General features: G+C 61.0%; 10 protein-coding genes. 7 read left to right on the forward strand and 3 right to left on the reverse strand.

All coding sequences use genetic code 11. The features are described from left to right. Both PMW67_RS05980 and cysK read right to left on the reverse strand, forming a co-directional pair. The coding region (locus PMW67_RS05980; RefSeq protein WP_271739082.1) for an MnmA/TRMU family protein at positions 1 to 608 on the reverse strand (608 nt) is incomplete at its 3' end. 181 nt (positions 609 to 789) lie between these two features. Next, entirely contained in the window at positions 790 to 1728 is a 939-nt protein-coding gene (cysK, locus tag PMW67_RS05985; protein ID WP_055250951.1) for a cysteine synthase A, read from the reverse strand. Between the two features lie 253 nt (positions 1729 to 1981). Between cysK and PMW67_RS05990 the strand changes: the two genes are divergently transcribed. After that, entirely contained in the window at positions 1982 to 2410 is a 429-nt protein-coding gene (locus PMW67_RS05990; RefSeq protein WP_117564502.1) for an RrF2 family transcriptional regulator, read from the forward strand. Positions 2411 to 2550: 140 nt separating this feature from the next. Here PMW67_RS05990 and PMW67_RS05995 read toward each other — a convergent pair whose 3' ends face one another. After that, complete coding sequence (locus PMW67_RS05995; RefSeq protein ID WP_161194649.1) at positions 2551 to 2916, reverse strand: phage holin family protein; 366 nt, start codon at positions 2914 to 2916, stop codon at positions 2551 to 2553. A gap of 323 nt (positions 2917 to 3239) precedes the next feature. On the opposite strand from PMW67_RS05995, the gene PMW67_RS06000 reads away from it, so the two are divergent. The 6 genes from PMW67_RS06000 (at position 3240) to PMW67_RS06025 (ending at position 12453) form a co-directional block, all read left to right on the forward strand. Continuing rightward, complete coding sequence (locus PMW67_RS06000; RefSeq protein WP_022094855.1) at positions 3240 to 3539, forward strand: YerC/YecD family TrpR-related protein; 300 nt, start codon at positions 3240 to 3242, stop codon at positions 3537 to 3539. 185 nt (positions 3540 to 3724) lie between these two features. Beyond that, a complete protein-coding gene (locus PMW67_RS06005; RefSeq protein WP_271739086.1) occupies positions 3725 to 6877 on the forward strand; it encodes a PD-(D/E)XK nuclease family protein in 3153 nt (1050 codons plus the stop codon). Positions 6878 to 6880: 3 nt separating this feature from the next. Continuing rightward, complete coding sequence (locus PMW67_RS06010) at positions 6881 to 10507, forward strand: UvrD-helicase domain-containing protein (RefSeq protein WP_271739088.1); 3627 nt, start codon at positions 6881 to 6883, stop codon at positions 10505 to 10507. 135 nt (positions 10508 to 10642) lie between these two features. Further along, complete coding sequence (locus PMW67_RS06015; RefSeq protein WP_271739089.1) at positions 10643 to 10828, forward strand: DUF3284 domain-containing protein; 186 nt, start codon at positions 10643 to 10645, stop codon at positions 10826 to 10828. Between the two features lies 1 nt (position 10829). Continuing rightward, on the forward strand, positions 10830 to 11150 hold the full coding sequence (locus PMW67_RS06020) for an SRPBCC family protein (RefSeq protein WP_271739124.1): 321 nt from the start codon (positions 10830 to 10832) through the stop codon (positions 11148 to 11150). A gap of 103 nt (positions 11151 to 11253) precedes the next feature. Continuing rightward, on the forward strand, positions 11254 to 12453 hold the full coding sequence (locus PMW67_RS06025) for an MFS transporter (protein WP_161194646.1): 1200 nt from the start codon (positions 11254 to 11256) through the stop codon (positions 12451 to 12453). Positions 12454 to 12538 lie beyond the last annotated feature (85 nt).

Below are 12538 nucleotides of genomic sequence, written 5' to 3' on the forward strand. Positions count from 1 at the left end.
GGAATAAAGCAGATGTCCTCGCTTTCGGCCTTCTGGGCGTTGGTAAAGCCCTGCTCGGCGGCTATGCGGCGCACGTCGCGCTCTTTGTCTAGGCCTGCCAGCGGAAAGATCGTGTGCGCCAGGCGCTCCTGCGTGAGCGAATACAAAAAGTAGCTTTGGTCCTTTTTAGGGTCCTCGCCGCGATGCAGCTGCCAGGTGCCGTCTGCCGCCTGGCTTGTTTTGGCGTAATGGCCCGTGGCGATGTAGTCGCAGCCCATGTCCAGCGCTGCATCGAGCAGCGCGCCAAACTTAATGTGGCGGTTGCAGATAATGCACGGATTGGGCGTCAGCCCCTCCTGGTAGGCGTTCATAAAACGCTCGACAACGTTGCGGTCGAAGGTTTGCTGCAAGTCGAGCACGTGATGGGGTATCCCCAGGCGCTCGGCGACGGCCTTTGCATCGGCGATGTCGTGGTCGACCTTACTCATGCCCGTGGCGGGATCGGGCGCGGGGCAGGTGAGGCGCATGGTGGCACCGACACATTCGTAACCCTGACTTTTGAGCAGATACGCGGTCACGCTGGAATCGACGCCGCCGCTCATGGCGACGAGCACGCGCTTGTTGTGCATGAGGAGGTTCTCCTTGGTGGCATGTGGCCAAAAAAGAAAAGCGGCGCGGGAGGCTGGTTCCGCGCCGCAGACATTGTAGCAAGTTCGGACGTCTCGTGGGGCATCCTGTTGGGATGAGGTCAGACTGCCAGAAGAGAGGGGAGACCGGCGTGCCTTGGACTCGTTCTAAGAACGAGAAGCTCTAGTCCTGGAAGAGCGCCGTGGACAGGTAGCGCTCGCCGGTGTCGGCGAGCAGCGCCACGATGGTCTTGCCTTCGTTCTCGGGGCGCTTGGCCAGCTGCAGAGCGGCCCAGACGGCGGCGCCGGACGAAATGCCCACGAGCACGCCTTCCTTGTGGCCCACGGCGCGGCCGGTGGCAAAGGCATCGTCGTTCTCGACGGGGATGATCTCGTCATAGACCTGGGTATCGAGGACGTCGGGCACAAAGCCGGCGCCGATGCCCTGGATCTTGTGCGGGCCGGCCTGGCCCTTAGAGAGCACCGGGGAGGTGGCGGGCTCGACGGCGACGACCTGAATCTCGGGGTTCTGCTCCTTGAGGAACTCGCCCACGCCGGTCACGGTGCCGCCGGTGCCAACGCCGGCGACGAAGATGTCGACCTTGCCGTCGGTGTCGTCCCAGATCTCGGGGCCGGTCGTGGCCTTGTGGATGGCGGGGTTGGCGGGGTTCACAAACTGGCCGGCGATGATGCTGTTGGGGGTCTCCTTCTGCAGCTCCTCGGCCTTGGCGATGGCGCCCTTCATGCCTTTGGAGCCGTCGGTGAGCACGAGCTGTGCGCCGTATGCCTGCATGAGCTTGCGGCGCTCGACGGACATGGTCTCGGGCATAGTGATGATCACCTTGTAGCCGCGGGCCGCCGCCACCGAGGCGATGCCGACGCCGGTGTTGCCACTCGTGGGCTCGATGATGGTGTAGTCGCCACCGCGCACGAGCTTGCCGGCCTTCTCGGCCTCGTCAATCATGTTCTTGGCGACGCGGTCTTTGACGGACCCGGCGGGGTTGAAGTATTCCAATTTGACGAGCACACGGGCCTTGAGGTCCTCGTCGGCCTCGAAGTGGGTGAGCTCCAGAAGCGGGGTGTGGCCGATAAGCTGATCGATGGACGTGTAAACATTGCTCATGGTGAACCTCCAAAGTGTTCAAATGACTGGATACCGTGTGGTTTTACGGTGTGTGTGGCAGCGAAACCCACAAACCTTATAGGTTGTTCGTTTTGCTGTTGGCAAGCATAGTAGACACCAAAGCCTAGTAACGCAATAGGAAATAGAAGATTATTACGAGTCGATTAACCATCTTGACGGGAATAGGTATTTTCAAAACCAATTTTTCGGCTAGAATTTCTACGAATTAAAAGACCGAAAGGCAGCTATATATATGTTGGTTTCCACAAAGGGCAGATATGCCCTGCGCGTTATGGTCGACCTGGCCGAGCACCAGGCGACAGGCCGTATCCCGCTTAAAGAGATTGCGGCGCGTCAGGGTATTTCGGAGAAGTACCTCGAGAATATTCTGGCTACGCTCGTGCGCGCCAACATGCTCTCGGGCATGCGCGGCAAGGGCGGCGGCTATGTGCTCACGCGCCCGCCCGAGCAGTACACGGTGGGCGAGATCTTGCGCCTGACCGAGGGCAGCCTGGCGCCGGTCGCCTGCCTGGATGGCGACTGCAAGGGTTGTTCGCGCTCTGACGAGTGCCCCACGCTCGACGTGTGGAAGAACCTGGACAAGCTTATCAACGACTACCTCGACGGTGTGACGCTCGATCAACTTGTCGCTCCCAACGAAGGCTACGACTACGTGATCTAGCCCACCTGCCATTTGGGGACGGGGTGGAAATGGCAGATTCTCTCGCCCTTTGAGACTTGGCAAATAAGAAGGCCGCCCATTTTTGTGATGGGCGGCCTTCGTTTTGGGCTGTTGAGACGGGCGCGGCCGGAATGGCCGTTTTAGCCCTCGGCGATGCTGTCGAGGATGCTGCGCATGATGGACACCAGGATGCTGCCCATAAAGGCCGATCCAAAGCTGGCGATGGAGATGCCCGCGCCCAGCAGATTGACCGACAGATAGCTGGCCAGCTCGAGCATAAAGCTGTTGACTACGAGCTGAAAAATACCCAGCGTAATGATCGTGAGCGGCAGCGAGATAACCGTCAGGAACGGCTTGACGAGCGAATCGACGATGTTCAGGAACAGTCCCACGAAGGCAAAGCAGACCCAGGCGTCGGCCATGCCGAAGGGCTGAATGCCGGGGACGAGAAACGTTGCGATCGCGATGGCGATTGAGGTCAAAAGCCAGTTGAGCATAAAGCGCATGGTGTGAATCCTTTCTTGCGCATGGCGTGGTGAGGGAGCGTGAGAGGCACATGCCTTTGCAACTCGGACAGATGCTCGGGCACGGCTCTGTTTGGGCGCCCATTGTCTCAGATATTCGTGGAGCTTGCGTGCGCATTCGGTTTCAAAACGGCGTTCGTCCTAGAAAACGCGCCGCTGGCAGAGAGTTTTGTCGCTTTAGTTTGGTGGTGTGCTAAACTGCTACGGGCAAAAGCCACAGGCGTTGCCCTATTGCATAGAACGGGCGAACGATGCCCGATGTCAGTATCAACTTCGATGCCTTATGGCGGGTTTGGCGGTGATCGATGAATATCGAGAACATGTTTGACAAGCCTGATGTCAAGCAGCTGGTCCACGCATTTAGTCTTTTGGATGACGAGAAGGATATCCAAGCGTTTTTGACCGATATCTGCACGCCGCGCGAGATCTGCGATCTTTCGCAACGTCTGCAGGTTGCGCGCTATCTGGATGAGGGCGAGCCTTATGTTGAGGTTCAGGCCCGCACCGGCGCTTCGTCCACTACGGTGAGCCGCGTTTCAAAGGCGCTGAACGGCGAGTACGGCGGCTATCGCAAGATCCTCATCAAGCTGGAGGATGGCGAGTAGGCCAGCGACAACAAACGAATTGTGCAGAACCGTTCCTTCGGGGGCGGTTTTTATATGCCCGCAATCGGCTGGTGCGTTGGGGTCAGGTTGCTTTGCACCAAAACATGGAGCTGAGGTAGCAATCTGTCCGCGTGGGCGGGTAGGATGGAAGCATTGAATATTGCGAACGGTTTGAGTGGAGGACCATGCCTGTTCGAATCTATACCACCAACGCCGGCGCGGATTTGAGCGATGCCGAGGCGGCGCTGCTTGCCGACCTTATTGCCCGCCACGGGCGTGCCGTGCTGCTGGCGCCAACGTTTGCCGAGCTCGACCTGTGCCGTCATGATGCGGCGGAAGCCGGCGTTTCGCTGGGTATTGACTACAAGACGCCTACATCGTGTGTTCGCTCGCTTTGGGAGCTTTTGGGCGACGGGCGCGGTTTCGTCGACAACCTGCAGCGCCAGATGCTGTTTTCGGACATGGTAGCGCGTCTCGACGACGCCGACCTGCAGCCGCTTTCGCGCAGCCAGGGCACGGTGCGTATGCTCGCGCGTATGGCTCGCGATGTGCTGCCGGGTGTGGCAGGGACAGGTGCCGAGCGTTGCTGCGACAACGTTTGCAAGCCCAAGCCCAGAAGCGACGCCGAGGCTCGCGTGTTTGAACTTTTGTGCGCCTATGCGCGCGGTTTGGACCGTCGAGATATGGTCGAGCCCTGCGAGGCGGCTGACATTATGGCCGGCGCTTTGGCCGACAACCTGCCGGGGTGCGCCCGCGCCGTTTGCGTGCGCGGCGTCACGTCATTTACGTATAGCCTGCTCGAGCTGCTGTCCGCCGTGGCAAACAACGGGGGAGAGGTTGTCGTGCTGCTTGCCCGCGAGCAAGCGGCGATGCGCGAGGAGCTTGCCGCGGCATTTGATGTCCGCGGTGTGCTGTTTGAGATCGCGCCGCTGGACGAGGATGCCGGCGCTCCCGCGATTGCTCCAAAGTCCGTCGTACGTCCTGCCTTTGTGGAAGTCGCCGGGCCCCATGCCCGTGCCCGTGTCTATGCGGACGTCATCGATAAGATGGTGAAAGCGCGCAAGGAGTCCAAGGTCAACGATGCCGCCTCCGCACCCGTCGATCCCGTGCGCGTACTCGTGGTGTCCGCCCGGGCACCCCAGCTGTTCGGCGAGCTTGCCGCTCGTTTGGCGGCGCGCCACGTTGCTGCCGAGACGGCCGAGTTCACGGCGTTTTCCCAATCCATTGCGGGCAGGCAGTTCACGGCGCTCGCCAACCTGATCGAGCGTATGAAGGCCGCCGACGAAGGGGCAGCTTCTAAGACTGAGTGGTGGCCCGCTCCGGAGCTTACCGACTGGATTTACAGCCCGCTTTCGGGTGCCGACGCCGCCAGCGCGCGCACGTTCGACAAGAATATGCGACTGTCGCGCAGCAAGACCACTGCGGGCGTCAAGAGCCTGCTGCAGAGCGTGCAGGGCCAGGTGAGGGGCGCGCGTAAAGCGGCGAGCGACGAGAACTGGTTTAAGAGCGTGCCGTGCGTGATCTCGGACGTGTTCCAGGCGCTGTGGCGCGACAAACCCGTGACGGCGCTCAAGGCCATGCTTGCCGTTGCCGAGGCACTGCCCGATCGCGCACTTGGCGGTCTCGACGGTCAGGCCCGTCGCCAGGCGGAGGTGGCCCTGCTGCGCCACGTCATCGACATCCTTATGAATGACGCCCGTGCGCTCAACGTGTCGCAGGCCGCGACCGTGCCCGTGCTCGATGACATTCGAACCAAGGTGGACAAGCGTAGCGCCGCCTACGATTACGAGACCTACGAGGTTGACCGTGCGCCACGCGCCCAGGTTCGCTTTGCTTCGCTTGCCGATGCGGCGGCTCTGCGCCCCGGCAGCTACGATGCCGTGCTGTTTGCCGATGTCGATCTGGACAGCTATCCGCTCTCACACGAAGAGGGGCCGCTGACCACGCTGACGGCGAGCCTCGGTCGCGAGGACGTGACGCTTGAGCCTGCGGCCTTGCTGCGCGCACGCTTTGGCCGCGCGATACAAGCGTCGCGTGGTCCGGTTACGCTCGCCCGTGTGACCCACGATCGTCAGGCGCGCGAGTGCTATCCGGCGGCCGTGTGGACCGAGTTGCGGGCGCATGCCGAGGCCGCTAACGATGCTAAGGCCGCTGACGCCGACAAGGCCGCTGACGACGCTAAGGCCGTTGGCGCCGACAAGGCGAAGTGTGTGGGTGAGGGCGATATCGTAAGGGACTTCGATCCCGCGGCAGGCGAAGGTCTTAGGCGCGAGCGCGTGACCTGCGAAGCCCCCCAGCATCTGAGCGATGAAGCCATTCCGTATCTGGTCCTGCGTCGTCGCGATGGCGAGGGCGAGGATGCGCCGCTGGTGCCGCGCCTGACGTCTGCCTCGCAGATCGAGGCCTATTCGACCTGCCCGCTATGCTGGTTCGTCTCGTACCGCGTGAAGCCCCAGTCGATCGACGCTGGCTTTGGCAATATGGAGAAGGGCAACTTTGTCCACGACGTGCTGGAACACTTGCATGCCCGTCTGCCCCAGGAGGGCATGGAGCGCGTGACACCCATGAATCTGCCACGCGCGAAGGAGCTGCTGCGCGAGGTCTTTGACGAGACCTTGGCCGAGCATGCGGGCAAGCGCGGTACCGAGGGCCCGCTCGTGCCGCTCTCCCCGGTGGAGGAGCGCCAGGTGGCCGAGATTTTGCCGCAGCTGGAGGGCGTTCTTGCCTACGAGTCCGAGGCGCTCGCGCCCTTCGCGCCGCGCTACCTGGAGTTTGCGTTCAACGAGCTCCAGGTCGAGTATGCCGGCTGGCCGCTCGGCGGGCGCATCGACCGCGTGGATGTGGATGCCGAGAATCGCGCCGTGGTAATCGACTACAAGCATCGCACGGGCGTTGAGGAGTTTAAACTCGCCGACCCCACGGTGCGCGACGAGGAATCGGGCGAGGCCGCCATCGACGACCCGCGGTGGCTGCCGCCCCATACCCAGACGCTTATCTATGCGCAGGCCATGCGCCGGGCGCTGGATCTGGATGCCCGTGCGGCGCTCTATTTTTCGACCAAGGGCGGCAAACCGGCGCTGCGCGGCGCCGCGAGTGCCGAGCTGCTCGAGGAGGAGCGTGGTGACGGCCGCATCCCGGGGCTTAAGAAGGGCTTTCCCGGCGAGGGTGGCAGCATGGACTTCGACGCCCTGCTCGATCGCGTGGAGGCCGGCATCGCCGAGCGCCTGCACGAACTCGAGGCAGGCGACGTTGCCGCCGTCGACCCGATGTCGGCTCAGGCCGCGCATGCGCGCTGCTCGTATAACCACGAAGGAACGTTTGTAAGGAGGGACGTGTAGACCATGGATCTTTCGACTTTGATGCCGCAACAGCTGCAGATCGTCAAAACGCTCGACCGTCCGCTGTTTGTCTCGGCGGGTGCCGGTTCGGGCAAGACCTTTACCCTCACGCGCCGCATCGTCTACGCGCTCTCGCCCGAATCCGGTCCGTTCGTTGAGCATCTGGACCAGGTGCTCGCCATTACCTTCACCAAAGATGCCGCGGCCGAGATTCGCGACCGCGTGCGTCGCGCGCTTATCGAAGAGGGTATGGACGAGGAGGCCCTGACCGTCGACGACGCTTGGATCTCGACCATTCACGGTATGTGTTCGCGCATCCTGCGCGCGCATGCGTTGGAGCTGGGCATCGATCCCGAGTTCACGGTGCTTACCGATACCGATGAGCTTATGGATCAGGCTGTCGAGCATGTGCTGGGGCGCGCGACGGCGCCCGATGCCGCGCCTGAGCTCGCCGCCTCGCTTAAGGCCCTCTACGCTTGGTATCCCATGGCGGGCGAGGGCGGGCCGTTTGGCGCCGGTACCACCATCAAAGGTCTGGTGCGCGACCTGCTGGAGCTATCGAGCCAGCTGCCGGGCGGCATGGACGATGTGTGCGTGGCGCGCGGCCAGGCCGATACCTCGGCACTCGCCGACGCCTATCGCGCGGCGTTGGGTGCGAGCAAGGCCGCGACCGAGAAAGCGCAGGTGGCACTCGATGCCATCGACGCGTTTGAGGCGAGCGGCAAAACCATGGAGGATGTGGCGCGACTCATGATGTCGTGCAGCATGCCTCGGGCGAGCAAGGCGTTTCCTAAGGAACAGGTGGAGCTGCTCAAGGCCGAGGCTGCCGATGCGTTTATCAATATCGTGCTGGCCTGCGGTGGTCCCGCGCTCGATGCGCTGGTGGGCCTGGCCCGTTCCGTGGAGGCTGAGTATCGCGCGCTGAAGGCCGGCCAGTCCGCGCTCGATAACAACGACCTACTGCGTATGGCGTACGAGGCGCTGCGCGACTACCCGGCTATTCGAGCGGCCTATGAGGGTCGCTTTAAGATGGTCATGATCGATGAGTTCCAGGATACCGACCAGATGCAGGTCGATTTGATCCGTTACCTGACGGGCGCGGGGGAGCGCGCACTGTGCACCGTAGGCGATGCGCAGCAGTCGATCTACCGCTTCCGTGGTGCCGAGGTCGAGGTGTTCCGTCGCCAGGAGCGCAAGGTGGGTTCGACGACGGCGTCCGAGACGGTCGCCACGTCCGATGCCCCCGCCGGCGAGCTCGTCAAGCTTGTACGCAACTTCCGCAGCCACGACGAGGTGCTGCGCTATGTGGCGCGCGTCTTTGACGGCGACACCGGTGGTTTGATGCAGGGGTTCTTGGATCTTGAACCGAGCGACGAACGCGAGGACAAGCTCAAGGCGAAGGCATCGCGCCGCCAGGCGATCTTCGTTGCCGGTGGCAGTACGCAGGAGCGAACGCAGGCGAAAGCTCGCGCGATTGCGGAGCGATTCCAAGCACTCGTTAAAGCGGGCCAGCCCCAGGGCAGCATGGTCCTGCTGCTGGGCCGCATGACCAACGCCGATGTCTATGCGCAGGCCTTCCGCGACCAAGAGCTCGACTGCGTGATCGCAGGCGGCTCGGTCTTTGCCCAGGCAGCTGAGGTGCAGACGGTGCGTGCCCTGGTCTGCGCACTCGCCAATCCGGCCGATACGGCGCAGGGCCTTATGCCGCTGCTCGCCTCGCCGATGTTTGCGCTCGGCGCCCAGGAGTTCCTGGCGCTGGCGACCAAACTGGACGACCAGACGGGGGAGACCTCGCGCCGCAACATCGATGCGGGCATCATGAGCGATTCCGATGTGCCGGGTTTGCAAGACTTGCCGCTCGTGACGCGCGCCCGCGAGGTGCTGCGGTATGCGCTTCGTCGCGTGGGCCGCGATTCGTTCGCCGCCATCGCGCGCGATACTGTCAACGCCTCCGGCTGGTTTGTGCGTCTGGCACAGCGTGGTCCCGAGGGCAAGGCCATTGCCGCCAACGTGCTTAAGGCGCTCGATGCCGTGGCCGAGGCGGAGGCCGAGTTCGGTAACTCGCCGCGTTCCATTGCGCTTGCCTTCGACCGCTTCTTGGCGGGCAAGGAGGCCCCAGGTGCCCTCAACGAGGAGGGCGACGGCGCGGTGCGCATCATGACGGTGCATGCCTCCAAGGGCCTGGAGTATCCGGTCGTGGCGGTTGCGGAGTGCTTTGGCGTGCGTAAGTCTTCGGGTGCGGCTCAGATGGGGCGTGTCGAGGGCGGAGCGCAGGTCGTGGCGCTGCCGGCGCGCTTCGACGGCGTTAAACTCGCGGACGGCACGTTCGTAAAGGGCGATGACGTCAAAAAGCAGTTTGAGCATGCGTTTAAGGGTAAGGGCACGTCGCTATGGTTGCCGCCGGAGCTCATGGAGGATGTCTGCGCGACGGGTTCTCCCGCCGAGGCATTCGTTCGCCTGCGCAACCACGACCTGCAGCTTTCGCTCGAGGAGCGGGCTCGCTTGCTCTATGTCGCCATGACGCGAGCGCGCGAGCTGGTCATTCTGGCGATGGATGTCGGCGTGAGCCGCGGCAAGGTGACGGCGCCGACCTTCGATGTCGAGACGGATCTGACCTACGACGTGCTGCGCCGCATTTTGCCGACGGATGCCCTGGACATGCCGCAGCTCGATGCCGACCGCCTGGTGTTCGACAACTCCCAGCCGGGCGACTACGAGCTCATTTCGCTCGCGGACTTTTCCTTTGGCGAGCAGTCGTTTGAGGCCAATGCTTCTCTGGATGCCGAGGGCAGGCTTGTCCGCGGCGATGCCGATGCCGCCGATAATGCTGCGCACTCAACTGTGCCCGGTCCTGCCGACGCCGAGCCCGATGCGTTTGAGCTCGTGTATCCCCAGGCGGTGGGCGTGCGCATGGGCACCTGCCCGTATCCGGCGCGCGATTCGTACAGCTACTCGTCAATTGCCGCGGCGCTGCATGCCGAGTCCGAGGACCGTGCCGCCGAGGCACACGTGCCCATGGACGAGGCCGGCGATGATGCGGAGTCGGATGGTTCTGAGGTGACGGATGCAGACGTGGCCGCCGTTGAGCCCGCCGGCAACCCCATGGCGCTGGGCTCGGCGTTCCATGCTGCCTGCCAGTGGCTGATCGAGATGGGTGCCGACGTGTTGCCCGCTGTGCGCGCCGATGCGCTGGCACGCTTGTGGCGCCTGACGCCGGAGCAGCGCGAACGCTTCGACGTTGCCCTGGACCGCTGGCTCAAGTCGGCTGTTCGTGCCGACCTGCTCGCGTGGCCGTGCGTTCGCGCCGAGGTGCCGTTCTTTTCGCTGGGCTGTGAGGACAAGGACATTGCCCGCTACGGTGCATATGCCGAGGGCGCCATCGACGCTTTGGCAACCGACCCGGCCGATCCGTCGCGCGCGCTGGTCATCGACTACAAGACGGGCGGCACACCGGACGAGACGCCGGATCAGCTGCAGGAGAAGCACGCCCTGCAGGCGCGCGTCTACGCTGATGTTCTGCACAAGGCGGGCTTTGAGGCCGTGACCGTCAAGTTCGTCCGCGCGGAGCAGCCGGATCCAACCATCTTCGTCAAACCCGCCGAACCTCAAGTAGTCACCTACAACCTTTAGCCACCTCAGGCTTTATGGTGCTATTTGGTTGGTTTTCGGCCGTAAGGCCCTCAATCGTCCAAATGGCACCGCAACGCATGGGAGAGCCTGGGGCGGTACAATGGCTCGAACGGTTCAAGCGAATAAGGAGCCATCATGCAGCTCACCAAAACGCTTAAGGTGACGCCGGAGGAGCTTTTTGACGTTCTGGCGGGGTCCATCATGCAGGATATCGAGAACGCCACGGGCAAACGTCCTAGTCGCAATAAGCTCAACGGCTATAAGTACGAGAAGCGTCCATACCGCAAAAGGCAAGACCAAGGGCACGGCGATCAAGGTTAAGATCAAGCACTTTGACTACCCGTGCCTCTATGAGGTCTGTTTTCAGTATGCGGCGGGCATCAATACCATGCGCTATGAGGCTGCACCTGCTGGCGATGGTGCTTGCGAGCTCACCTATACCGAGGATTTTCAGGGTGCGGGTGGCAACACGTCTGGTATGCGCGGCAAGCTCGGCCTCTTCTTCTACGAGCGCAAGCTCAAGAGCCGCGCCAACCAGACGATTGATCAAATCGTCAAATACATCGAGGGTGAGCGCCGCGTAAAGGCTAATCCCGCCTTCGCCGATGATACTGCCGAAAACGCTTCGGATGTATTCCATTGATACCCTGTGCAAAAGCTTTACCGCTCTTCACATCAACTGTGAACACTTCAGGCTTCGAGTCAGTAGCGAGCGGCCCGGCAAAATTAGTTGATGGAAGTGCCAAATGAATAAGAATGCCGCTACGCAACTGCACATCTATTCCGCCTTTTTCGTTCTCGCGGGATTTGTTTTAAATCGGGGAGTGTTTCTACTTTTCCTTGCGGATAAAGGAATGTCTGTCACGGAAATCGCGCTTTATCAAGCCCTGTACAACATTGCAACGGTCGTCCTCGAGCTGCCAACAGGGCTGGTAGGCGATTTCTTTGGAAAGAAGTTCTCGATTCAAGTGGGCGTTCTGCTTCTTTTCTTCCATACGGCTGGCATGCTGTTACTCTCAGGCCCCTTTCTCGTCGCGCTTTCCCTTGTTGAGGCACTCGCCTACTCCCTTCAATCGGGATCCGAACAAGCACTTTTATATGAAATTGCCCGAAATGCCGGTCAAGGAGAGCGCTTCCTCACCATCAACGCTCGGCTGCTTGCCGCGCAATCAATCGCGACGGGAGTGGCAATCGTACTTGGATCATTCATTGCCCAAGTATCTTGGAGTGCCCTCTACGTATGCGTTTCCGTTTTCTATCTCCTGCAGCTTTTCCTTCTGTATCCCATTGAGAGGATGGAAACGACCCATTCCAAAAACTCTGGGGAGGAAAGGTTTGACGTAGCCAAGATCTTCAGACGCGAAACCTGGTGCATTGGAGAATCCGCTTTTGCGGTATTGCTTCTTCTAGTCGGCACAAGCATGCTCGATGGATTCTATGGGAGTTATTACAACTTGAATCAGTTGGTATTCGACGCATTTGATGCTCCCGTCTCCATAATAGGAATCTTTTTCGGTGCATCCTATGCAGTAAATGCGACGGCCTACATTGCAGCAGATTTCTTCTCATCGCGTTTCGGGAAAAGAAATACCATGCTCGGCTCGATGTTAATCGAGGCCGGTCTTTTCATGATTCTTCCGTGGTTCGCTTCAAATCCGCTGTGTTTGTTTGGCCTTAGCATGGTGCTTTGTTTTCTCCCGGAAGTGGTGTACATCACTTCGGAAAACTTAATCCAAGACGCGATAGCGGATGATCTCCGCGCGACGATCCTTTCCGTCGCGTCTCTGGTGAGGGCCCTCTTTTCTGCAATGTTTTTCTCCATATTTGGATATGTGTTGGGGTTATATCCCATTCAGATAGCGCTCGGTGTTATTGGCGCAATCGCGATAGCAATTACCGCCGTTGTTTCTTTAAAAATGGTAGGAATACATGTCTCCAAGAATTGATATATCGATTGACGAGCTGCCCGAAGCGTCGAGCCTTCTTGATGGACATGACTATTCGTCACAAATCATTCAGCGTATCGCCGGG

This window comes from Collinsella aerofaciens, from assembly GCF_028209395.1.
Lineage (GTDB): Bacteria > Actinomycetota > Coriobacteriia > Coriobacteriales > Coriobacteriaceae > Collinsella > Collinsella aerofaciens_AZ.